The sequence below is a fragment of the Streptomyces sp. NPDC104367 genome (genome assembly GCF_055583825.1).
In genome coordinates this window covers 344,979-368,191 of the sequence record NZ_JBVJND010000006.1, presented here as the reverse complement: position 1 = coordinate 368,191, position 23,213 = coordinate 344,979, and the positions used below count along the sequence as shown (strand labels likewise).

The window sequence follows — 23,213 nt, the reverse complement described above, 5'->3', positions numbered from 1 at the left end:
CCGCACCCACCCCATACGACAACGTCGGCCTTCAAGACCACAACCAGGTCTCGAAGGCCGACGTCACGCACGGCTCCGAATTCGCCAACAGCATCACACGGTGTACGGGGCCCCTCCCGTCGTCCGCCCGGCGGCCGCTCACCGGCCGCCTGCGCGGGCTACGACCGGTTGCGCGCCGAAGTCACGCGGTAGACGTCGTACACGCCCTCCACGCCCCGTACGGCCTTCAGGACGTGGCCCAGGTGCTTGGGGTCGCCCATCTCGAAGGTGAAGCGGGAGGTGGCCACCCGGTCGCGGGAGGTCTGGACGGCCGCGGAGAGGATGTTGACGTGCTGGTCGGACAGGACCCGGGTGACGTCCGACAGGAGCCGGGAGCGGTCCAGCGCCTCGACCTGGATGGCGACCAGGAAGACCGAGGACTGGGTGGGCGCCCACTCGACGTCGAGGATGCGCTCGGGCTCACGGGACAGCGACTCGATGTTGACGCAGTCGCTGCGGTGAACCGATACGCCGCTGCCGCGGGTGACGAAGCCGATGATCGGGTCGCCGGGCACGGGCGTGCAGCAGCGGGCCAGCTTGACCCAGACGTCGTCGACGCCCTTGACGACCACACCGGGGTCCTGGTTGCTGCGCCGCTTGCTGCGGCGGCCGCGGCTCGGCGGGACCGCCTCGTCGATCTCCTCGGTGGCCGCCTCCTCGCCGCCGAGGGCCTGCACCAGCTTCTGCACGACGTTCTGCGCGGCCACATGGCCCTCGCCGATCGCCGCGTACAGCGAGGAGATGTCCGGGTAGCGCATCTCGTGGGCGAGGGTGACCAGGGAGTCGCCGGTGAGGATGCGCTGGATCGGCAGGTTCTGCTTGCGCATCGCGCGGACGATGGCGTCCTTGCCCTGCTCGATCGCCTCGTCCCGGCGCTCCTTGGAGAACCAGGCGCGGATCTTGTTGCGGGCGCGCGGTGACTTGACGAAGCCGAGCCAGTCCCGGGACGGTCCGGCGCCGGTGGCCTTGGAGGTGAAGACCTCCACCAGGTCGCCGTTGTCCAGCGTCGATTCGAGCGGGACGAGACGGCCGTTGACCCTCGCCCCTATCGTCCGGTGGCCGACCTCCGTGTGCACCGCGTACGCGAAGTCGACGGGGGTGGCACCGGCCGGGAGCGCTATGACGTCGCCCTTGGGCGTGAAGACGAAGACCTCGTTGCGGGACAGGTCGAAGCGCAGGGACTCCAGGAACTCGCTGGGGTCCTCGGTCTCCTTCTGCCAGTCCAGCAGCTGGCGCAGCCACGCCATGTCGTTGAGGTGGTCGTCCTTGCCCTTGCCGGCCTTGGGCACGTCGGTACGCACCTTGGAGGCGCCGGCGACGGCCTCCTGCTTGTACTTCCAGTGCGCGGCGATGCCGTACTCGGCCCGGCGGTGCATGTCGAACGTGCGGATCTGGAGTTCGACGGGCTTGCCGTTGGGTCCGATGACCGTCGTGTGCAGCGACTGGTACATGTTGAACTTGGGCATCGCGATGTAGTCCTTGAAGCGCCCCGGAACCGGGTTCCAGCGCGCGTGGACGGTGCCCAGGGCCGCGTAGCAGTCCCGGACGGTGTCCACCAGGACGCGGATGCCCACCAGGTCGTAGATCTCCGCGAAGTCCCGGCCGCGGACGATCATCTTCTGGTAGACGCTGTAGTAGTGCTTGGGCCGGCCGGTGACGGTCGCCTTGATGCGGGCGGCGCGCAGGTCGGACTGGACCTCGTCGGTCACTATGGCCAGGTACTCGTCGCGCTTGGGGGCGCGCTCGGCGACCAGCCGCACGATCTCGTCGTACATCTTGGGGTAGAGGATCGCGAACGCGAGGTCCTCCAGCTCCCACTTGATGGTGTTCATGCCCAGCCGGTGGGCGAGCGGCGCGTAGATCTCCAGGGTCTCGCGCGCCTTCTTCTCCTGCTTCTCGCGCTTGAGATAACGCATGGTGCGCATGTTGTGCAGGCGGTCGGCGAGCTTGATGACCAGGACGCGCGGGTCCTTGGCCATGGCGACGACCATCTTGCGCACGGTCTCGGCCTGCGCGGCCTCGCCGAACTTGACCTTGTCCAGCTTGGTCACGCCGTCGACGAGCAGCGCGACCACGTCGCCGAAGTCGCGGCGCAGGTCCTCCAGGCCGTACTCGGTGTCCTCGACGGTGTCGTGCAGCAGCCCGGCCATCAGGGTCGCCGGGTCCATGCCCAGCTCGGCCAGGATCGTGGTAACCGCGAGCGGGTGTGTGATGTACGGGTCGCCGCTCTTGCGCTTCTGGCCGCGGTGCCAGCGCTCGGCGACCTGGTAGGCGCGCTCGATCTGGCGCAGGGTGGCGTTCTCGATCTTGGGGTCGTTGCTGCGGACTATGCGCAGCAGCGGCTCCAGGACCGGGTTGTACGGGTTCGCGCGCTGGACACCGAGCCGGGCGAGGCGGGCCCGGACGCGGTTGGAGGAGCCGGACCGTGCGGGCTGGCCGGTGGCCGGGCGGGGCGCGGGGCGCTCGGGCGGGACCGGTTTGGGACGCGCGGTCTCCGCCGACTTCTCGGCGGGCGCGGACTGGGCGTGCTCGACCGGCCCACGGCTGTCGTTCTTCGCGCTCGCGGTGACCGCGGGCGGCGCGGGCTTCGCCGCGGGCGCCGAGGCGGGCTCGGGCTTGGCGGCGGTCAGTGGCTGGGCCTCGTCTGGCAAGAGGGCTCCTCGTGCGCGATCCGGGTCCCCCGGTCAGGTTCCGGAGCACCCATGGTAGCGATCCTGGGCCATGTCATCGCCTGCAGGCCGGACGGAGGACCGTATACGGGAGAAACACGGGAGGCTGCCGTGGGATTCCGGCGGGGTGTCCCGGGGGTTGCCGCGGCGGCCCCCGGAGAACGCGATCGGCCGCCCCACGAGGGGCGGCCGATGCGGTGCTCGTACGGTGCTCAGATCTGGAGGAGGGCCTCCAGCGGCGCCCCGGCCAGGGCCGCGTCGAGACGGGCCCGGCCGCCGAGGAAGCCCAGCTCCATCAGGACCGCGACGCCCGCGACCTCGGCGCCGGCGCGGTGGATCAGCCGGATCGAGGCCTCGGCGGTGCCGCCGGTGGCGAGCACGTCGTCGACGATCAGGATCCGGTCGTCCTTGCCGAGGTCCTCGGCGTGCACCTCGATCTCGGCCGAGCCGTACTCCAGGTCGTAGGCCTGGCGCAGGGTCGCTCCGGGGAGCTTGCCCGCCTTGCGGACCGGGATGAAGCCGAGGCCGGCGCGGACGGCGACCGGGGCGCCCAGGATGAAGCCCCGGGCCTCCAGGCCGACGATCTTGGTGGCGCCGGTGTCGGCGGCGATCCGGGCCAGCGCGTCGGTGAGCGCGGTGAACGCGGCCGGGTCGGCGAGCAGCGGGGTGATGTCCTTGAACATCACGCCCTGCTCCGGGTAGTCCTCGACGTCCCGGATGCGGCTGAGGAGCAGCTCCTCGACGCCGGTCACCGGCGCTTGCCCGAGGGACGGCCGCGGCCCCGCGTGCGGGACGCGGGCTGGTTGCGGGGGCCCACGACGGCCGGGGCCGCGTCGTCCGGGTCGTCCGGGTCGTCCGGGTCGTCCAGGGCATCGCCCCGGGACTCGGCGAGCTCCTCCTCGGCGGCGGCCTGGGCCCGCTTGGCGAGGACGCGCTTCCTCAGCGCCTTCATCTGGGGCTCGGCCTCCTTGAGGTCGGCGACCAGCGGCGTGGCGATGAAGATCGAGGAGTAGGCACCGGCGGCGAGGCCGACGAACAGCGACAGCGAGATGTCGTTGAGCGTGCCGGCGCCGAGGAAGCCGCCGCCGATGAACAGCAGGCCCGCGACCGGCAGCAGCGCGACGACCGTGGTGTTGATCGAACGGACCAGGGTGCCGTTGATCGACTGGTTGGCGATGTCGCTGTAGGTGAACCGGGTCTGCTTGGTGATGTCCTTCGTCTGCTCCTTGAGGCTGTCGAAGACGACGACCGTGTCGTAGAGCGAGTAACCGAGGATCGTCAGCAGACCGATGATCGTGCCGGGCGTGACCTCGAAGCCGACCAGGGCGTAGACACCGGTGGTGATGGTGATGTCGTGGATCAGCGCGATCAGCGCCGCCACGGCCATCCGCCACTCGAAGGCGATCGCCAGGTAGATCACCACGAGGACCATGAAGATCGCGAGGCCTTCCCAGGCCTTGTTGGCGATCTGGTCACCCCAGCTGGGACCGACCAGGTCGGCGTTGATGGACTCCGTGTCCATCTTCATGTCCTTGGCCAGCGCGGCCTTGGTGGCGTCCGACTTCGCGGTGTCCATGCCCGCGATCTGGATGCGCAGGCCGCCGGTGCCGAGCTTCTGCACGACCGCGTCGTGGCCGGCGGCCTCCTTCGCGTACTCCTCGGCCTGGGAGACCGAGATGCTCGTCTTCGGGGTGGTGAAGACGGCGCCGCCCTGGAAGTCGATGCCCATGTTCAGGCCGCGCACCGCCAGGCCGACGATGGCCGTGATGGTGATCAGGATGGAGACGCCGTACCAGATCTTGCGCTTGCCGACGAAGTCGTAGCTGATCTCGCCGCGGTGGAGTCGGGCGCCGAGGCTGCCGAGTTTCGACATCGCTCACGCTTCCTTCGGGTCGACAGGGCCGGCGACGGGACCGGCGGGACGGCGGGTGCGGCGCAGCGGGGGCTTGGCGCCCAGGCCCTTCGGGTCGAGCCCGGACCACTTGTGGCCGCTCGCGAAGAACTTACGGCGCGCGAGGATCGTCATCAGCGGCTTGGTGAAGAAGAAGACGACGACGACGTCCAGCACCGTGGTCAGACCGAGGGTGAACGCGAAGCCCTGGACCTTGCCGACGGTCACGACGAAGAGCACGGCGGCGGCCAGGAACGACACGAAGTCGGAGACCAGGATGGTGCGCCGGGCGCGCGGCCAGGCCCGCTCGACGGCCGGGCGCAGCGTGCGGCCCTCGCGGATCTCGTCCCGGATGCGTTCGAAGAACACGATGAACGAGTCCGCTGTGATACCGATCGCCACGATCGCGCCGCAGACGGCCGGCAGGTTCAGCGCGAAGCCGATGGCCGGGCCGAGCAGGGCCATGAGCACATAGGTGAGGATCGCGGAGACCAGCAGCGAGGCGATCGCGACCAGCGACAGACCGCGGTAGTAGACCACCAGGTAGATGATGACGAGCGCGAGGCCGATGGCACCGGCCAGCAGACCGGCGTGCAGCTGCTCACCGCCGAGCGCGGCGGTCACGGTGGTGACGCTCTGCTCCTTGAAGGACAGCGGGAGCGCGCCGTACGACAGCATGTTGGCGAGGCTCTGGGCCTCTTCCTGGGTGAAGCTGCCGGAGATCTCCGCCTGGCCGCCGGTGATGGACTGGCTCACGTACGGGCTGGAGACGACCTCGCCGTCGAGGACGATGCCGAACTCGTTCTGCGGCTGGGAGTTCTTGGCCAGGTCGGCGGTGATGTCGGCGAACTTCTTGCCTCCGGCGGAGTTGAAGTTCATCTGGACCTGCCAGCCGGAGGCGTTCTGCGTGTCGTAGACGGCCTGGGCCTTCTTGACCTCGGTGCCGTCGACGGCGGCCGGGCCGAGCGCGTACTTGTACCAGACACCGGAGATCTGGCCGCAGGCCACGGTGGAGTCGGTCGGCTTGGCGTTCTTGCCGGCCTTGGCGCGCTGCGCGGCCTTGGAGCAGTCCAGCGCGGTGTACTCGGCCTCCAGCTTCGTGGCCGCGGCGGAGGCGCTGGCCGAAGCGGAGGCGGCGGAGGAGGGGCTCGCCGAGGCGGACGCGGACGCCGAGGCGGACGACGTGGAGTCGGCCTTGAGGGCGTCGGTGACGGCGCGGCCCTGCGAGGTGGCGGAGGACGACGGCGAGGCGGAGGAGGTCCCGGTCGCCTTCTCGGACGCCGACGCGCTGCTCGACGCGGACGGCGAGGCGCTGGAGCTGCCGCTGGAGGACGCGCTCGGGGAGGCGGTCGACGTGGCGGCGGCGCTGGCCTCGCTGGCCAGGACCGGGCGGAAGTACAGCTTCGCGGTGGTGCCGACCTGCTGGCGGGCCTCCTCGGAGTTGGTGCCCTTGGGGATGTTGACGATGATGTTGCTCGTCCCCTGGGTCTGCACCTCCGCCTCGGAGACACCGAGGCCGTTGACACGGCGGTTCATGATCTCGACCGCGGTGTTCATGTTGGCCTGGTTGATCGCGGACCCTTGGTCGGCCTTCGCCTGCAGCGTGATGCTGGTACCGCCGGCGAGGTCGATGCCGAGACGCGGGGTGGTGTGCCCCGAGGCGAACATCCCCCCGGTCAGCGCCACGATGGCGATCAGGATCAGGGCCAGCGAGCGCCCCGGCTTGCTCTGGGCGCTCGCGCTCCGGCCCCTCTTAGGTGCTGCCACCTTCTCGTACTCCCTCTCGGGCCGCCGCGCCCCTGGTCGGCGAGGTCGGCCATGACATGGTGTCGGGAACCCGTGCGAGAAACAGACGTGCCCGGGGCGCGGCACACGCGCGTGACGCGCGCTCCGCTCCCCGGGTCGCGACTACTTCGCGCCGGAGTCGCCGTCGGTCTTCTTCGGCTCTTCGTCGGCCTTCGCCTCGGTGGTCGCCTCCTCGGCTTCCTCGGCCTTGTCGGCCTTGTCCTCGGCGTCCTCGGACTTCTCGTCGGCGGCGTCCTTCTTACCGAGGTCGACGGCCTTGTCGTCGGTGGCGGCGGCAGCGTCGGCGGACTCGTCGTCGGTCTCGGTGAGGGAGGAGGCGTCGTCCGGGACGGCGTCGGTCTCGGACTTCAGGTCGTGCTCGATGCCGTGCACGATGCGGTTGTACTCGTCGTCGGTGAGCACGGAACCGATCGCGTTCTTCGCGAAGAGGAGCTCGACACCCGGACCGGCGTCGAGGAGGACGGTGTCCTCGGAGACCTCCTTGACCGTCGCGTACATGCCCCCGATGGTGCGGACCCCGTTGCCGGGCTGGATCTCGTTCCGCATCTGGTTGGCCTGCTGCTGACGCTTCTTGGTGGAGCGCGTCATCAGGAACATGGCCGCGATGAGGACGATGAACACGAGAAGAGGCAAGCTATTCACGGGACGGAATTTCCTTCGCGCAGCCGCGGCGGTGAGCGGCCTGGATGATGGGGGTGTGGTCGCGCCGCCCGCAAAGGCGGCATCGGCGGAGTCTAAGCGAGTCCGCGCGCATGGAACAACGCTCAGCATGGCACCAGGGTTCCTCACCCCGCCAATGCCCCGCCGTCACGAAGAGATCACGTCCGCCGGGCCGTACCCGGCGGCCGAGCCGTGCCCGGTGGCCGGGCCGTCACGCTCCGAACAGGTCCTGCTGGCCGGTTCCCGTCGTTCCCTGCGGTGCGGTGAGTCCCAGGTGCGCCCAGGCTCGGGGGGTCGCGACCCGGCCGCGCGGGGTGCGGGCGAGCAGTCCCTCGCGGACCAGGAAGGGTTCGGCCACCTCCTCCACCGTCTCACGTTCCTCCCCCACCGCGACCGCGAGCGTCGACAGGCCGACCGGGCCGCCGCCGAACAGCTTCAGCAGGGCCTCCAGCACGGCGCGGTCGAGCCGGTCGAGGCCGCGCTCGTCCACCTCGTAGACGGCGAGGGCGGCGTGCGCGATCTCGCGGGTGATCACCCCGTCGGCCTTGACCTGCGCGTAGTCGCGGACGCGGCGCAGCAGCCGGTTGGCGATACGGGGCGTGCCGCGCGAGCGGCCGGCGATCTCGGCGGCGCCGGCCGGGTCGATCTCGACGTCGAGCAGGCCGGCCGAGCGGTGGACGACCCGCTTCAGCTCGGTGGGCTCGTAGAACTCCATGTGCGCGGTGAAGCCGAAGCGGTCGCGCAGCGGCGGCGGCAGCAGCCCCGCGCGCGTGGTCGCGCCGACCAGGGTGAACGGCGGCAGCTCCAGCGGGATCGCGGTGGCGCCCGGGCCCTTGCCGACGATGACGTCGACGCGGAAGTCCTCCATCGCCATGTACAGCATCTCCTCGGCGGGCCGCGACATGCGGTGGATCTCGTCGAGGAAGAGGACCTCGCCCTCCTGGAGGGAGGAGAGGATCGCGGCGAGGTCGCCGGCGTGCTGGATGGCGGGGCCCGAGGTGATGCGGATGGGGGCGCCCATCTCGGCGGCGATGATCATGGAGAGGGTGGTCTTGCCCAGGCCGGGGGCGCCGGAGAGCAGCACGTGGTCGGCGGTGGCGCCCCGCGCGCGTGCGGCGCGCAGGACCAGGTCGAGCTGCTCGCGGACCTTCTCCTGGCCGATGAACTCGCCCAGGTCCTTGGGGCGCAGCGCGGCCTCGACGGCCTGGTCCTCACCGTCGGCGACGGCGCCCACCAGCCGCTCCGTGTCGGCGCCGGTGTCGGTCGTGTCGTCCCAGTTCATAAGTGATGTGCCTCAGCGGTGGTGGGGTCAGCGGGCGCGGTTGAGGGTCTGCAGGGCGGCCCTGAGCAGCGGGCCGACCTGGGGCGTGCCCCCGGCGGCCTCGGCCTGCGGTGCCACGGCGGTGACGGCCTCCTCGGCCTCCCGGGTCGCGTAGCCGAGGCCGATCAGGGCGGCGTGCAGCTGGTCGCGCCAGCCCTGGCTGACCGGTGCGCCGACGACGGGCGCGCCGACGGGCGCGCCGAGCCGGTCCTTCAGCTCCAGGAGCAGTTTCTGCGCGCCTTTCTTGCCGATGCCGGGGACGGCGACGAGCGCTTTCTCGTCACCGGTGGCGACCGCGCGGCGCAGCGCGTCGGGGCTGTGCACGGCGAGCATGGCCTGGGCGAGGCGCGGGCCGACGCCGCTCGCGGTCTGGAGCAGCTCGAAGACCTGGCGCTCGTCGTCGTCCGCGAAGCCGTACAGGGTGAGGGAGTCCTCCCGGACGACCAGGGAGGTGGCGAGCTTGGCAGGCTGGCCCAGGCGCAGGGCGGACAGGGTGCCGGGCGAGCACTGGACGGCGATGCCGATCCCTCCGACCTCGACGACCGCGGAGTCCGGGGCGAGGGCGGCGACCGGGCCGCTGACGAAGGCGATCATGCCGTACGGCCTTTCGTTGCGTTGGCTGCGTGCAGGGTGACGGCCTGCTGGAGTCGGTTCTGGGCGGGGGCCCGCCAGATGTGGCAGATGGCGAGCGCGAGGGCGTCGGCCGCGTCGGCGGGCTTGGGCGGGGCGCTGAGCCGGAGCAGCCGGGTGACCATGGCGCCGACCTGGGCCTTGTCGGCGCGGCCGGATCCGGTGACGGCGGCCTTGACCTCGCTGGGGGTGTGCAGGGCGACGGGCAGGCCCCGGCGGGCGGCGCACAGCATGGCGACGGCGCTGGCCTGGGCGGTGCCCATGACCGTACGGACGTTGTGCTGGCTGAACACGCGCTCCACGGCGACGCATTCGGGCCGGTGCTCGTCCAGCCACCGCTCGATGCCCTGCTCGATGGCGACGAGGCGGTCACCGAGCTCGGCGTCCACGGGCGTGCGGACGACCCCCACGCCGACCATGGTGAGCGGCCGCCCGGCGACCCCCTCGACCACCCCGACACCACACCGCGTGAGACCGGGGTCCACCCCGAGTACGCGCACCGCGCCCCCTCCCTTCGACCACCTGTTTGTGCAGGCTAGCGGCTGCCACCGACAACGGCCGACATGACGACGGGCCGACGGGTGTGTCCCGTCGGCCCGTTCGGTCCGTTCAGTCCGCGGCGGCGTTACGCGTCGACCTTCTCCATGACCTCGTCGCTGACGTCGAAGTTGGCGAAGACGTTCTGCACGTCGTCGCTGTCCTCGAGGGCGTCGATCAGCTTGAAGATCTTCTTGGCGCCCTCCTCGTCCAGCTCGATCTGCATGGTCGGGACGAAGTTGGCCTCGGCGGAGTCGTAGTCGATCCCGGCGTCCTGGAGGGCGGTGCGGACGGCGACCATGTCGGTGGCCTCGCTGAGCACCTCGAAGGACTCGCCCAGGTCGTTGACCTCCTCGGCGCCCGCGTCCAGGACGGCGCCCAGGACGTCGTCCTCGGACAGCTCGCCCTTGGGGACGATCACGACGCCCTTGCGGTTGAAGAGGTACGACACCGAGCCCGGGTCGGCCATCGAGCCGCCGTTGCGGGTCATGGCGACGCGCACGTCGGAGGCGGCGCGGTTGCGGTTGTCGGTGAGGCACTCGATGAGCACCGCGACACCGTTCGGGCCGTAGCCTTCGTACATGATCGTCTCGTAGTCGGCGCCGCCGGCCTCGAGGCCGCCGCCGCGCTTGACCGCGGAGTCGATGTTCTTGTTGGGGACCGACTGCTTCTTCGCCTTCTGGATGGCGTCGTAGAGCGTCGGGTTGCCCTCGATGTCGACGCCGCCCATGCGGGCCGCGACCTCGATGTTCTTGATCAGCTTCGCGAAGAGCTTGCCGCGCTTGGCGTCGATCACGGCCTTCTTGTGCTTCGTCGTAGCCCATTTAGAGTGGCCGGACATCTGCCTGTCTCCTTCGCGTAACCCATCCAAACAACGAACCCCAGAGATCCTACTAGGACTGCGTCGCCCGGTTCGCGTGCACCATGTCGACGAACAGGGAGTGCACACGGTGGTCGCCGGTCAGTTCCGGGTGGAACGACGTGGCGAGCGCGTTGCCCTGGCGGACCGCGACGATGTGGCCGCCGTGCTCGGCGAGCACCTCGACGCCGGCACCCACGGACTCGACCCAGGGGGCGCGGATGAAGACGCCCTCTACAGGATCGCCGTCGACGCCGCGTACGTCGACCGCCGCCTCGAAGGACTCGTTCTGCCGTCCGAACGCGTTGCGGCGCACGATCATGTCGATGCCGCCGACGGTCTCCTGGCCCGAGCGCGGATCGAGGATCTTGTCGGCGAGCATGATCATGCCGGCGCAGGTGCCGTACACGGGCATTCCGGCCCGCACGCGCGCGCGGAGGGGCTCCATCACGCCGAACAGGACGGCCAGCTTGGAGATGGTCGTGGACTCGCCGCCGGGGATGACCAGGCCGTCCACCTCGGCGAGTTCCTCGGGGCGCCGGACCGGCCTGGCCACGGCGTCGGCCGCGGCCAGGGCGATCAGGTGCTCCCGTACGTCGCCCTGGAGTGCGAGCACTCCGACCACGGGAGTGGTCATCACCAGCCCCGGTTCGCGTAACGCTCGGCCTCGGGGAGGGTGTCGCAGTTGATGCCGACCATGGCCTCGCCGAGGTTGCGGGAGGCGTCCGCGATGATCTTCGGGTCGTCGTAGAAGGTGGTCGCCTTGACGATGGCGGCGGCGCGCTTGGCCGGGTCGCCGGACTTGAAGATGCCGGAGCCGACGAAGACGCCCTCGGCACCGAGCTGGCGCATCAGGGCCGCGTCGGCCGGGGTGGCGACGCCACCGGCGGAGAACAGCACCACCGGGAGCTTGCCCAGCTCGGCGACCTCCTTGACCAGCTCGAACGGGGCGCGCAGCTCCTTGGCGGCGGCGTAGATCTCGTTGTTGTCGCAGCCGCGCAGCTTGGCGATCTCGCCCTTGATCTGGCGCAGGTGGCGGACGGCCTCGACGACGTTGCCGGTGCCGGCCTCGCCCTTGGAGCGGATCATGGCCGCGCCCTCGGCGATGCGCCGCAGGGCCTCGCCCAGGTTGGTGGCACCGCAGACGAAGGGGGTGGTGAACGCCCACTTGTCGGAGTGGTTGACCTCGTCGGCCGGGGTGAGGACCTCGGACTCGTCGATGTAGTCGACGCCGAGGGACTGGAGGACCTGCGCCTCGACGAAGTGGCCGATGCGGGACTTGGCCATGACCGGGATGGAGACGGCGTCGATGATGCCCTCGATCATGTCCGGGTCGGACATCCGGGCCACTCCGCCGTCCTTGCGGATGTCGGCGGGGACCCGCTCCAGGGCCATGACGGCGACGGCGCCCGCGTCCTCGGCGATCTTCGCCTGCTCCGGTGTGACGACGTCCATGATCACGCCGCCCTTGAGCTGCTCGGCCATGCCGCGCTTCACTCGGGCGGTGCCGGTCTCGGGGGCCTGGTTGTCGGTGGTGGACACGGGTGACCTCACTCGGTGGAAAAGGGGGGTTCTGCGCACACCGAGGAAACGTGAGCGGACCAGTCCACAGCAAGGGCCAATGGGAAGCCGGTGGATCGTTTTGCCGGTCAGGCCGCGCGTTCGGCCAGCGCGGCGGGCGGTTCGTCGTCCATCTCGAAGGCCATCGGGAAGGCCGCGTGGCCGGCCAGCCGGAACCAGCGGACCTTGCGGTGCTCGCGCAGGCGGCGGGCCGCGCCGACGGCGTCGTTGTGGAAGCGGCGGGCCATCGGGACCCGGCGCACGGCCTCGGCCAGCTCGCCGGCGGCGGCCTCGCCGCCGGGCGCCTCGCGGACCTCCTCGACCTGGCGCGGGTCCTCGAAGACCGCGCGCAGCGCCTGGCTCAGCTCGCTCTCGGCCACCTCCCGCTGGTCCTCCTCGGCCTGCCGGGCGGCGTGCGCGGCCTCGTAGAGCACCATCGAGGCGGCGGGATCCAGCACCCCCGAGGTCGCCAGCTCCTGAGCCACGGAGGCGCGCCGCAGCAACTGGGCGTCGAGGGCCGCGCGAGCGGCGTCGATACGGGAGTGCAGCCGGTCGAGCCGCCCGGCGGTCCAGCTGAGATAGAGGCCGATCACCACGAGGGCGGCAAGAATCCAGACGAGCGTTGCGGTCACGGGCGGAACGCTATAGGAGACGCCGACACCCGCGCCCGAAAGGGGCACGGGGAACCGCGCGACCACCCACGACGGCGCAACAGCCGCCAACCGGCAGACACCGTTCCACGGCCCTCCCGGCGGAGCGCTCAGTCCCGTGCCAGCCCGAACCGGGCCCGCAGGCCCGACCGCTCGTCGGCGGCCACCGCCGCCGCGCCCGCGGTCACCGTCTCGTACACCGACAGGATGTCCGCACCCACGGTGGACCAGTCGAAGCGCCGTACGTGCGCGCTGCCGCGTTCGCTGAGTTCCGCCCTGCGCCCGGGGTCCGCCAGCAGCCGTACCGCCGCCTCGGCCAGCGCGTCCGCGTCCTCGTTGGCGAAGAGTTCGCCGGCCGCGCCCTGGTCCAGGACCTGGGCGAAGGCGTCGAGGTCGGAGGCGAGCACGGGGGCGCCCGCGGAGAGGGCCTCCACCAGGATGATCCCGAAGCTCTCGCCGCCGGTGTTGGGCGCGATGTACAGGTCGAGGCTGCGCAGGAAGCGGGCCTTGTCCTCGTCGCTGATCATGCCGAGGAACTCCACTCGGGAGCGCAGCTCGGCGGGGAGCGACTCGACCGCGGCCTCCTCGTCGCCCCGGCCGGCCACCAGGAGCCGGGTGCCCGGGCGGGCCGCGAAGATCGCGGGGAGGGCCTTCATCAGCACCGGCAGGCCCTTGCGGGGCTCGTCGATGCGGCCGATGAAGCCGATCGTGTCGCCCTGCCACTCGGGGCGCGGCCCGGCCTTGGCGAAGAAGTCGACGTCGACGCCGTTGGGGATCACGACGGCGTCGCCGCCGAGGTGCTCGACGAGCGTGCGGCGGGCGTACTCGCTCACCGCGATCCGGGCGCTGATCTTCTCCAGGGCGGCCTGGAGGATCGAGTACGCGGCGATCATGGCGCGCGAGCGCGGGTTGGAGGTGTGGAAGGTCGCGACCATCGGGCCCTGCGCCGCCCAGCAGGTCAGCAGTCCCAGGGACGGCGAGGTCGGCTCGTGGATGTGGACCACGTCGAACGCGCCGTCGTGCAGCCAGCGGCGCACCCGCGCGGCGGACAGGAAGCCGAAGTTGAGGCGGGCCACCGAGCCGTTGTACGGCACCGGGACCGCGCGGCCCGCGGAGACGACGTACGGCGGCAGCGGGGTGTCGTCGTCGGCCGGGGCGAGCACGGAGACGTCGTGGCCGAGGCGGATGAAGTACTCGGCGAGGTCGCGGATGTGGAACTGGACGCCGCCCGGGACGTCCCAGGAGTAGGGGCAGACGATGCCGATCCTCACGACGGTCCCTTCGCGGGGTCGAGGTCGGCGAGCCACAGCCGCTGGAGCATGTGCCAGTCCTCCGGATGGTCGGCGATCCCGGTGGCGAAGGCATCGGCCAGCGCCTGTGTCATGACGGACGTCATGGCGGCCCGGTCACCTGAGCGGGGCACCTCGATCGGGGGGTGGATCCGGCCCTTCATGACGGGGGTCTCGTCGTACCAGAGGGTGACGGGCACGAGGTGGGCGCCCGTCTGCTGGGCCAGCAGGGCGGGGCCGGCGGGCATCCGGGCCCGGTCGCCGAAGAAGTCGACCTCGACGCCCGACTCGGACAGGTCGCGGTCGGCGACCAGGCAGACCAGGCCGCCGTCGCGCAGCCGCCGGGCCAGCGTGCCGAAGGCGGAGCCGCCGCTGTGCGGCAGCACCTCCATGCCGAGGCCCTCGCGGTAGGCGACGAACCGGTCGTAGAGCGTCTCGGGCCTGAGGCGCTCGGCGACCGTGGTGAACGGGGTCCGCAGGTCGGTGGTGACCCAGGCGCCGGCGAGGTCCCAGTTGGCCAGGTGCGGCAGGGCGATGATCACGCCCCGGCCGGAGGCGAGTCCGTCGGTGAGGTGGTGGACGTCCTTGACGTCGAAGCCGGTGCGGATCCGCTCCTCGCTCCAGGAGGGCAGCCGGAAGGACTCCATCCAGTAGCGCAGGTACGACCGCATGCCCGCCCGCGACAGCTCGCGCAGCCGCTCCGGGCCCGCGTCGGGCACCACGCGCGCGTAGTTGGACTCCAGGCGCCTGACGCCCTTGCCGCGCCGCTTCCAGGCGAGGTCCGCGATGGTGCGGCCGAGGCGCACGGCGACCGGCTCGGGGAGCTTCCTGACAGTGCTCCAGCCGACACCGTAGAGCGCGTCGGTGAGCCGGTCCGCGGCGGTCACTGCCCGGCCTCGCTCCCGTGGGAGGCCGTCTCCCGCCCGGCCGCGGCCTCCGCCTCGGCGGACTCCCGGCGGACCGTGACGACCCGCTGGACGAGCGTGACGAGGCTGCCCACGGCGACGATCCACAGGGCGATCGGGAGCAGGACCTGGATGCCCGGGACACCGAACTTGTGGAAGCCGGCCAGGCCGCCCGCCACCAGCGAGATCACCAGGCGTTCGGCGCGCTCCACCAGACCGTTGACGGCCACCGGCAGCCCGATCGACTCGCCGCGCGCCTTGGTGTACGACACCACCTGGCCGCTGGCCAGGCAGAAGATGGAGACGGCGCACAGCATGTTGTCGTCGCCGTTGCCCGCGTACCAGAGGGCGAAGCCGCCGAAGATCGCGCCGTCGGCGACCCGGTCCAGGGTGGAGTCCAGGAAGGCGCCCCAGCGGCTGGTGCGGCCCAGCTGCCGGGCCATGTTGCCGTCGACCAGGTCCGAGAAGACGAAGAGCGTGATCACGATCGTGCCCCAGAAGAACTCACCCCGGGGGAAGAAGACCAGCGCGCCCGCGACCACTCCGGCCGTGCCGAGGAACGTGACCGTGTCCGGGCTCACGCCCCGGCGGATGAGAAACGCGGCGAACGGTGTGAGGACACGCGTGAAGAATGCACGCGCGTACTTGTTCAGCATGGCCTTCCCGACGGTCGTTGCGCCGTGCGGCCCCTGCTGGCCGCCCCGGCTGGCCCATCGTAGCCACGCGTGCCTGTGTGCGGCGGGTGGGCACTCGCAGACGGCACCGGTGGTCATGGCGTCAGGGCCGCGCGGGCACGATCGCGTCCTTCGTATGGACGCACCGTGACGGGAGTGGAAAGCTCGAATAACCGCGGGCGTCATCGGAGCCGCCACCGCACGCGGCCCGGCATGCTCGCCCGCGCCCACAGAGACCTCACCGTGCACGGGAGGCATAACCATGGGCGACAAGGTCAAGGAACACCCCGGGGCCGCCGGCAGGGCTACGGCGGCCGACCACCCCGCGTCCGTACGGAATGTGGTGCTGGTCGGCCACTCCGGATCGGGCAAGACGACATTGGTGGAGGCTCTCGCGCTGACCGCGGGAGCGGTGAACCGGGCGGGCCGTGTGGAGGACGGCGGCACCGTCTCGGACTACGACGACATCGAGCACCGGCAGCAGCGCTCCGTACAGCTGTCGCTGGTCCCGGTCGACTGGAACGGAATAAAGATCAACATCCTGGACACCCCGGGATACGCCGACTTCGTCGGTGAGCTGAGGGCCGGTCTGCGTGCGGCGGACGCGGCCCTCTTCGTCGTCTCGGCCTCGGACGGGGTGGACGGCTCGACCCGGATGGTGTGGGACGAGTGCGCGGCCGTCGGGATGCCGCGGGCGATCGTCGTCACGCACCTGGAGGCCGCCCGCGCGGACTTCGAGCAGATGACCCGGGTGTGCGCCGAGGCGTTCGGCGGCGACGACCCCGACGCCGTGCTCCCCCTCTACCTGCCGCTGCACGGCCCGCAGGGTCCGGACGGGCACGCGCCCGTGACCGGGCTGGTCGGACTGCTCACACAGAAGCTGTTCGACTACTCCTCCGGGGAGCGCAAGGAGTCCGAGCCGGGCCCCGACCAGCTGCCGGGCATCGAGGAGGCCCGCAACCGGCTGATCGAGGGCATCATCTCGGAGAGTGAGGACGAGACGCTCATGGACCGCTATCTGGGCGGCGAGCGGATCGACCTGAAGACGCTGGTCGAGGACCTGGAACGGGCCGTGGCCCGCGGCGCGTTCTTCCCCGTCCTGGCCGCCGCCCCCGCGGCCGAGGGGGCCCGGCAGGGGCTCGGCACGGTGGAGCTGCTGGAGCTGGTCACCGGCGGCTTCCCGACCCCCTTCGAGCATCCCGTGCCGGGGGTCACCACGATCGACGGGACACCGCGCGAGATCAAGCCGTGCGACACCGGCGGTCCGCTGGTCGCCGAGGTGGTGAAGACCGCGTCCGACCCGTACGTCGGCCGGGTCTCGCTGGTCCGGGTCTTCTCCGGCACCCTGCGCCCGGACGAGACGGTCCACGTCTCCGGGCACGGCCTGGCCGACCGCGGCCACGAGGATCACGACGTCGACGAGCGCATCGGCGCCCTGTCCACGCCGTTCGGCAAGCAGCAGCGGCCGGTCACCCATGTCATCGCCGGTGACCTGGCGTGCGTGGCGAAGCTCGGCCGCGCGGAGACCGGGGACACCCTCTCCGGCAAGGACGACCCGCTGCTCATGGAGCCGTGGGAGATGCCGGACCCGCTGCTGCCGCTGGCCATCCAGGCGCACAGCAAGGCCGACGAGGACAAGCTCTCCCAGGGCCTGTCCCGCCTCGTCGCCGAGGACCCGACCATGCGGCTCGAACAGAACCAGGACACCCACCAGGTGGTGCTGTGGTGCCTCGGCGAGGCCCACGCGGACGTCGCCCTGGAACGGCTGCGCAGCCGCTACGGCGTCCAGGTCGACGTCGTACCGCACAGGGTGACCCTGCGGGAGACGTTCGCCGGGAAGTCCGCGGGGCGCGGCCGGCACGTCAAACAGTCCGGCGGGCACGGGCAGTTCGCGATCTGCGAGATCGAGGTGGAGCCGCTGCCGGGCGGTTCGGGCATCGAGTTCGTCGACAAGGTGGTCGGCGGCGCGGTGCCCCGCCAGTTCATCCCGTCGGTCGAGAAGGGCGTCCGGGCACAGGCCGTCAAGGGGGTCGCGGCCGGCTACCAGCTCGTCGACGTGCGGATCACGCTGCTCGACGGCAAGGCGCACTCGGTGGACTCCTCCGACGCCGCGTTCCAGACGGCGGGCGCGCTGGCGCTCCGGGAGGCCGCGGCCGACGCGAGGATCCATCTGCTGGAGCCGGTGGCCGAGGTGAGCGTGCTGGTCGGCGACGACTACGTGGGCGCCGTGATGAGCGACCTGTCGGGACGGCGCGGCCGGGTCCTCGGCACCGAGCAGACCAACGGCGGGCGCACCCTTATCCGGGCGGAGGTACCGGAGTTCGAGATCGGCCGGTACGCGGTCGACCTGCGGTCGCTCTCGCACGGCACGGCCCGGTTCAGCCGCTCGTACGCACGGCACGAACCGATGCCGCCGCAGATCGCCGAGAAGATCCGGGAACAGGCCAAGAACGCCTCCTAACCGGTCACAGAGCAGGCAACCGTGACCGGAACAGCACGGCCCGGCGGACGGCTTCGGCCGTCCGCCGACGCCCGCCGGTGGCTGGGGATACTCTGATTACTTGATCAACAGGTGTGCGGAGTACGGAAGTCGGGAAAGCCGCAGAAGCGGGACAGCGGCAAGTGGGGGCGGGAATGAGCTTCGAGGACTTCTTCGGGCCACAGGTACCGAGGCCGGGCGGCGAGGCGCAGGCCCCGACCTACGCCCTGGCCTCGGCGGCCTACCGGGACACACCGATGGAGGAGATCAAGAAGGCCGACAACGAGTGGCACAAGTCCTCGGTCTCCGAGGGCCGCAAGTGGGCGAAGATATTCCGGCCCAATTTCGGTGAGGCGTACTCCCAGGCGGTCATCGACCGCATGCTGGGCGTCGGCCGCAAGCCGCTCATCCAGTCCTTCGGCTGCGAGCCCCAGGTGGTCGTCGAGCACTGTCTCGCGGCCAACCGCATCCGCCGGGAACGCGACAACCGGCTGACCGCCCTCATGCTCGTGTGCGGCGTGCTCTTCCTGCCCGGCCTGCTGGTGTGGCTGCTCGTCTTCCAGCTCCGCGCCACCATGCTGAAGGCCGACAACAAGCGGGTCTCCGGGCTCGGCAGCGCGCTGCTGGCCGCGGTCGGCGTGGTCGCGGTGATCTTCCTGATCCGGATGCCGCTCACCGGCTTCTGGGGCTGGTACGCGCGCGGCTGCATCGTGCTCCCGGTGGCCGGCTGGTACCTGGCCAAGCGGCTGTGCGAGGGCACCGCGAAGGACCTGCGCGCGGCCTGGGACGGTCTGCTCTCCGGCGGCAGCGTCGGCGCGAAGGTCCCCGAGGCGGTGCCGACCAGCCCCGACCAGGCCGCGGCCGAGCAGCTGCGCCAGTCCCTGGCCCGGCTCAGCGCCGAACAGCAGTCCAACTCGGTCTTCTACGCGGGCTCCAAGGGCATCCTCGGCATGGGCACCCGCTGGGGTTCCTGGGTCCTCGCCGAGGAACTGGTCCCGCTCGACCCGGTCAAGGGCGTCCACGAGTTCCGGGCCTGGACGGTCGTACGGGAGATCGAGAAGGAGCTGAGCGTGCTGCACCGGCAGCACCTGAAGACCGGCGGTTTCCCCGAGCCGCAGGTCAAGCACTGGATCGTCACCCACGTCGGCGAGGGCGCCGGGGCGGTGTCGCGGCCCGAGGGAACCGACTACAAGGTGGGCCCCAAGGGCGTCGAGGACATCTGCAACAGCAACCACTTCGACAAGGGCGACCGGCACTACCTCGGCGTGCAGTGGCCGTACCTGTGGAACGGCGACCTGATCATCACGATGATGGCCAACGTGACCGTGCTGAAGGAGACCCTGCGCATCGAGGTCACCGGCCACGCCCTGGGCCCGGTCAACGGCCTGTTCGGCGGCAAGCCCTCGGCGCCCACCAAGACGGTCGCCAAGACCGTGCGGTTCTGGGAGACCCGGACCATCAAGCTGCCGCTGGTCACCCCGGACGAGGTGGTCCGGCTGGCCGCGCGGGCGTCGATCAGCTGGTACCCGCCGCTGCTGAAGTGGCTGGGCGGTTCGATCGGCCTGCCCGAACCGTTCGGTCTGCGGCACGCGTGGGCCGACCAGCCCTGGAACCACCGCTTCATGGCCGACGACGCGCTGCGCGCCGCCACCCCGATACTCCGCGCGGTGCACCGGGCCGCGCTCAGCGTGCTCCGGGAGCACGACGTCGACCTGGACAAGTTCAACTCCCGCGCGGGCTCGCTCAGCGGCGCGGTCCAGGACGTCTCGCCGAAGAAGGCCGACAAGTACGACGCGTGAGCCCGGCCGGACGCCTGAGTCCGGCCGGTCGCTCGGGTCCGGCCGGGACGACCGCGCTCCCCTCCCCCGTGCGCGGGAGGGGAGCGGTCGGGATCAGGCCGTCGGCCAGGCCTCGGCCAGCATCTTCCGGGTGTCCGCCAGCAGCTGGGGAAGCACGCGGGTGTGGCCCACCACCGGCATGAAGTTGGTGTCGCCGCCCCAGCGGGGGACGATGTGCTGGTGGAGGTGGGCCGCGATGCCGGCGCCCGCCACCGAGCCCTGGTTCATGCCGATGTTGAAGCCGTGCGCGCCCGAGGCCGTGCGCAGGGCGGTCATCGCCTGCTTGGTCAGCTCGGCGAGTTCCACGGTCTCCGGGGCGGTCAGGTCCGTGTAGTCGGCGACATGACGGTACGGGACCGTCATCAGGTGACCGCCGTTGTACGGGTAGAGGTTGAGCACCGCGTAGACGTGCTCGCCGCGCCGCACGACCAGCCCGTCCTCGTCGGATTTCGCCGGTATCGAGCAGAAGGGACAGCCGTCGTCGGCACCTGGCCCGGTCGGCTTGTTCTCACCCTGGATGTAGGCCATCCGGTGGGGCGTCCACAGGCGCTGGAACGCGTCCTGCGTCCCCACTCCGATCTGCTGTTCCGGCTCACTCGTCATGTGAGGCAGCATATGGCTTCGCCCGTTCGCGGCGTGTCGCCGGGGCCAGCGCAAAGCGGTCTGCGGCGAAGCTGTGCGGATGGACGACGACAGCAGGCTGGCCCGCTGGGAGCGCAGGACCGACCTGCCGCTCGGCATCGCGTCACTGGTCTTCCTGGGCTCGTACGCGGTGCATGTGCTGCTCCCCGGGCTGCCCGAGGGCGCGCACGCGCTGTTCCTGTCGCTGACGTACACCGCGTGGGCGATGTTCGCCGTCGACTACGGGGTGCGCTGGCGGCTCAGCGGCCAGGGGCCGGGGTTCGTGCACCGGCACTGGCTGGACAGCCTCGTCCTGCTGCTGCCCCTGCTGCGGCCGGTGCGGATCGTGCGGACGTACGAGGCGATCCAGCGCCGGCACGGGGAGCCCCGGCTCGGTCTCCAGGCGCGTGTGGCCGCCTACGCGGGGCTGTCGATCTCGCTGCTGGGCTTCGCGGGCGCGCTCGCGGTGTACCAGGCCGAGCGCTCGGCGCCGAACGCCTCGATCCGCACCTTCGGCGACTCGGTGTGGTGGACCTGCTCGACCCTCTCCACCGTCGGCTACGGCGATGTCGTCCCGGTGACCTTCATGGGCCGGTTCATCGCCGTGGGGCTGATGGCCTGCGGTCTGGGACTGCTGGGCGCGGTCACGGGGTCGTTCTCGTCGTGGCTGCTCCAGCGGTTCGCGCTGGGCGAGGAGGAGAAGCTGGTCGCACGGGAGAGACAGGCCGAGGACAGGGAGAGGCCCCCGGAGAGATGATCTCCGGGGGCCTCCGCCGGTGCCGGGATCAGACCTGGGTCCGCTCCTCGACCACCTTCGCGATCTTCGCGATGGCCTCGTCGAACGCAATGCCGTTCTCCTGCGAACCGTCGCGGTAGCGGAACGACACCGTGCCCGCGCTCATGTCCTCGTCACCCACGATGATCATGAACGGGACCTTCTGCTTCTGGGCGGTCCTGATCTTCTTCTGCATACGGTCCGAAGAGGCGTCGACCTCGACCCGCAGGCCCTTCTTCCTGGCCTCGGCCGCGAACTTCTGCAGGTACTCGACGTGCCCGTCGCCGATCGGGATGCCCACCGCCTGGACCGGCGCCAGCCACGCCGGGAAGGCGCCCGCGTAGTGCTCCAGGAGCACCGCGAAGAACCGCTCGATGGAGCCGAACAGGGCGCGGTGGATCATCACCGGGCGCTGCTTGGTGCCGTCGGCGGCGGTGTACTCCAGGTCGAACCGCTCGGGCAGGTTGAAGTCGAGCTGGACGGTCGACATCTGCCAGGTGCGGCCGATGGCGTCCTTGGCCTGCACGGAGATCTTCGGGCCGTAGAAGGCGGCGCCGCCCGGGTCCGGGACGAGCGGGAGGCCCTGCTTCTCGGCGACCGCGCGAAGCGTCTGCGTGGCCTCCTCCCAGACCTCGTCGGAGCCGACGAACTTCTCCGGGTCCTTGGTGGAGAGCTCCAGGTAGAAGTCGGTGAGGCCGTAGTCGCGCAGCAGGTTCAGGACGAAGGTGAGCGTCTTGTCGAGCTCCTCCGCCATCTGCTCCTTGGTGCAGTAGATGTGCGCGTCGTCCTGCGTGAAGCCGCGGGCCCGGGTCAGGCCGTGCACGACACCGGACTTCTCGTACCGGTACACGGTCCCGAACTCGAAGAGGCGCAGCGGCAGTTCACGGTAGGAGCGGCCGCGCGCGTCGAAGATCAGGTTGTGCATCGGGCAGTTCATGGGCTTGAGGTAGTAGTCCACGCCCTCGTCGAGCTGCATGGGCGGGTACATGCCGTCGGCGTACCAGTCCAGGTGCCCGGACGTCTCGAAGAGCTTCCCCTTCGTCGCGTGCGGGGTGTAGACGAACTCGTAGCCCTCCTCCTCGTGCCGGCGGCGCGAGTAGTCCTCCATCGTGCGGCGGACGATGCCGCCCTTGGGGTGGAAGACGGCGAGGCCGGAGCCGATCTGCTCCGGGATGGAGAACAGGTCCAGCTCGTTGCCCAGCTTGCGGTGGTCGCGCTTCTCGGCCTCGGCGAGGAAGTCGAGGTACGCCTTCAGCTCGTCCTTGGACGGCCAGGCGGTGCCGTAGATGCGCTGGAGCATGGGGTTCTTCTCGCTGCCGCGCCAGTAGGCGGCCGCGTTGCGCATCAGCTTGAACGCCGGGATGAGACGGGTGGAGGGCAGGTGCGGACCCCGGCAGAGGTCCTTCCAGCACAGCTCGCCGGTCTTGGCGTCCAGGTTGTCGTAGATCGTCAGCTCACCGGCGCCGACCTCGACGTCCGCGCCGTCGTCGCTGGACGCCGAGCCCTTGAGGCCGATCAGCTCCAGCTTGTACGGCTCGTCCGCCAGCTCCTCGCGGGCGGCGTCGTCGCTCACCACGCGGCGGGCGAACCGCTGCCCGCGCTTCTGGATCTCCTGCATCTTCTTCTCGACGGCCTTGAGATCCTCGGGCGTGAACGGCTTCTCGACGTCGAAGTCGTAGTAGAAGCCGTCCTTGACCGGCGGGCCGATGCCCAGCTTGGCCTCCGGGAAGATCTCCTGGACGGCCTGGGCCATGACGTGGGCGGTGGAGTGGCGCAGGATGTTGAGACCGTCCTCGGAGGAGATCTCGACCGGCTCCACGACCTCGCCCTCGGCCGGCGCGTACGCGAGGTCCCTGAGCTCGCCGGCCACCCGGGCGGCGATGACGGCGCGCTCGCCGGCGAAGAGCTCGGCGGCCGTAGTGCCCGTCGTCACCACGCGCTCTTCCCGCTCGGAATCGCGTTGGATGATCACACGGACGTCTGACACCGGTCTCTCCTGCCTGAAGGTGG

At 70.8% G+C, this 23,213-nt stretch carries 20 protein-coding genes; 3 read left to right on the top strand and 17 right to left on the bottom strand.

Annotated elements, in window-relative coordinates; genetic code table 11:
• Positions 1 to 158: 158 nt before the first annotated feature.
• From ACZ619_RS12305 to pgsA, 15 genes are all read right to left on the bottom strand, one after another.
• On the bottom strand, positions 159 to 2,690 hold the full coding sequence (locus ACZ619_RS12305) for a RelA/SpoT family protein (RefSeq protein ID WP_469597490.1): 2,532 nt from the start codon (positions 2,688 to 2,690) through the stop codon (positions 159 to 161).
• Between the two features lie 230 nt (positions 2,691 to 2,920).
• Complete coding sequence (locus tag ACZ619_RS12300) at positions 2,921 to 3,460, bottom strand: adenine phosphoribosyltransferase (protein ID WP_469597487.1); 540 nt, start codon at positions 3,458 to 3,460, stop codon at positions 2,921 to 2,923.
• Positions 3,457 to 4,581, bottom strand: a complete 1,125-nt coding sequence (gene secF / locus ACZ619_RS12295; RefSeq protein ID WP_469597485.1) for a protein translocase subunit SecF — start codon at positions 4,579 to 4,581, stop codon at positions 3,457 to 3,459. Before secF ends, ACZ619_RS12300 begins: the two co-directional genes overlap by 4 nt.
• Before the next feature lie 3 nt (positions 4,582 to 4,584).
• Entirely contained in the window at positions 4,585 to 6,366 is a 1,782-nt protein-coding gene (gene secD / locus ACZ619_RS12290) for a protein translocase subunit SecD (protein ID WP_469597483.1), read from the bottom strand.
• 141 nt (positions 6,367 to 6,507) lie between these two features.
• The gene (gene yajC / locus ACZ619_RS12285) at positions 6,508 to 7,047 is read right to left on the bottom strand and encodes a preprotein translocase subunit YajC (protein WP_469597481.1); all 540 of its coding nucleotides are present in this window, start codon (positions 7,045 to 7,047) and stop codon (positions 6,508 to 6,510) included.
• 229 nt (positions 7,048 to 7,276) lie between these two features.
• Positions 7,277 to 8,347 carry a Holliday junction branch migration DNA helicase RuvB gene (gene ruvB / locus ACZ619_RS12280; protein ID WP_469597479.1) on the bottom strand — a complete coding sequence of 357 codons (1,071 nt, stop codon included), beginning with the start codon at positions 8,345 to 8,347 and terminating at the stop codon, positions 7,277 to 7,279.
• 27 nt (positions 8,348 to 8,374) lie between these two features.
• Entirely contained in the window at positions 8,375 to 8,980 is a 606-nt protein-coding gene (gene ruvA, locus ACZ619_RS12275; protein ID WP_469597477.1) for a Holliday junction branch migration protein RuvA, read from the bottom strand.
• Positions 8,977 to 9,516 carry a crossover junction endodeoxyribonuclease RuvC gene (gene ruvC, locus ACZ619_RS12270; protein ID WP_469597475.1) on the bottom strand — a complete coding sequence of 180 codons (540 nt, stop codon included), beginning with the start codon at positions 9,514 to 9,516 and terminating at the stop codon, positions 8,977 to 8,979. The genes ruvA and ruvC overlap by 4 nt, the downstream gene beginning before the upstream one ends.
• Positions 9,517 to 9,641: 125 nt before the next feature.
• Positions 9,642 to 10,394, bottom strand: a complete 753-nt coding sequence (locus ACZ619_RS12265; protein WP_469597472.1) for a YebC/PmpR family DNA-binding transcriptional regulator — start codon at positions 10,392 to 10,394, stop codon at positions 9,642 to 9,644.
• Between the two features lie 52 nt (positions 10,395 to 10,446).
• Positions 10,447 to 11,049, bottom strand: coding sequence for a pyridoxal 5'-phosphate synthase glutaminase subunit PdxT (gene pdxT / locus ACZ619_RS12260; protein ID WP_469597469.1), 603 nt, complete (start codon positions 11,047 to 11,049; stop codon positions 10,447 to 10,449).
• Positions 11,049 to 11,897, bottom strand: coding sequence for a pyridoxal 5'-phosphate synthase lyase subunit PdxS (pdxS, locus tag ACZ619_RS12255; protein ID WP_242771298.1), 849 nt, complete (start codon positions 11,895 to 11,897; stop codon positions 11,049 to 11,051). The genes pdxT and pdxS overlap by 1 nt, the downstream gene beginning before the upstream one ends.
• Before the next feature lie 164 nt (positions 11,898 to 12,061).
• Entirely contained in the window at positions 12,062 to 12,604 is a 543-nt protein-coding gene (locus ACZ619_RS12250) for a hypothetical protein (protein ID WP_469597466.1), read from the bottom strand.
• 128 nt (positions 12,605 to 12,732) lie between these two features.
• Positions 12,733 to 13,893: a glycosyltransferase family 4 protein gene (locus ACZ619_RS12245; RefSeq protein WP_469597465.1), complete on the bottom strand. Its 1,161-nt coding sequence runs from the start codon at positions 13,891 to 13,893 to the stop codon at positions 12,733 to 12,735.
• Positions 13,890 to 14,798, bottom strand: coding sequence for a phosphatidylinositol mannoside acyltransferase (locus ACZ619_RS12240; protein ID WP_469597463.1), 909 nt, complete (start codon positions 14,796 to 14,798; stop codon positions 13,890 to 13,892). Before ACZ619_RS12240 ends, ACZ619_RS12245 begins: the two co-directional genes overlap by 4 nt.
• Positions 14,795 to 15,472 carry a phosphatidylinositol phosphate synthase gene (pgsA, locus tag ACZ619_RS12235; RefSeq protein WP_469597461.1) on the bottom strand — a complete coding sequence of 226 codons (678 nt, stop codon included), beginning with the start codon at positions 15,470 to 15,472 and terminating at the stop codon, positions 14,795 to 14,797. Before pgsA ends, ACZ619_RS12240 begins: the two co-directional genes overlap by 4 nt.
• A 280-nt stretch (positions 15,473 to 15,752) precedes the next feature.
• Here pgsA and ACZ619_RS12230 point away from each other — a divergent pair, with 280 nt between their 5' ends.
• Positions 15,753 to 17,951: an elongation factor G-like protein EF-G2 gene (locus tag ACZ619_RS12230; RefSeq protein WP_469597460.1), complete on the top strand. Its 2,199-nt coding sequence runs from the start codon at positions 15,753 to 15,755 to the stop codon at positions 17,949 to 17,951.
• Between the two features lie 173 nt (positions 17,952 to 18,124).
• On the top strand, positions 18,125 to 19,768 hold the full coding sequence (locus ACZ619_RS12225) for a hypothetical protein (protein WP_469597459.1): 1,644 nt from the start codon (positions 18,125 to 18,127) through the stop codon (positions 19,766 to 19,768).
• A gap of 93 nt (positions 19,769 to 19,861) precedes the next feature.
• Here the strand turns inward: ACZ619_RS12225 and ACZ619_RS12220 are convergent, their stop codons facing one another.
• Positions 19,862 to 20,422 carry an HIT family protein gene (locus ACZ619_RS12220; protein WP_469597456.1) on the bottom strand — a complete coding sequence of 187 codons (561 nt, stop codon included), beginning with the start codon at positions 20,420 to 20,422 and terminating at the stop codon, positions 19,862 to 19,864.
• A gap of 67 nt (positions 20,423 to 20,489) precedes the next feature.
• Here ACZ619_RS12220 and ACZ619_RS12215 point away from each other — a divergent pair, with 67 nt between their 5' ends.
• Positions 20,490 to 21,185: a potassium channel family protein gene (locus tag ACZ619_RS12215; RefSeq protein ID WP_469597454.1), complete on the top strand. Its 696-nt coding sequence runs from the start codon at positions 20,490 to 20,492 to the stop codon at positions 21,183 to 21,185.
• Between the two features lie 28 nt (positions 21,186 to 21,213).
• Here ACZ619_RS12215 and thrS read toward each other — a convergent pair whose 3' ends face one another.
• Complete coding sequence (gene thrS, locus ACZ619_RS12210) at positions 21,214 to 23,190, bottom strand: threonine--tRNA ligase (protein ID WP_469597451.1); 1,977 nt, start codon at positions 23,188 to 23,190, stop codon at positions 21,214 to 21,216.
• Positions 23,191 to 23,213 lie beyond the last annotated feature (23 nt).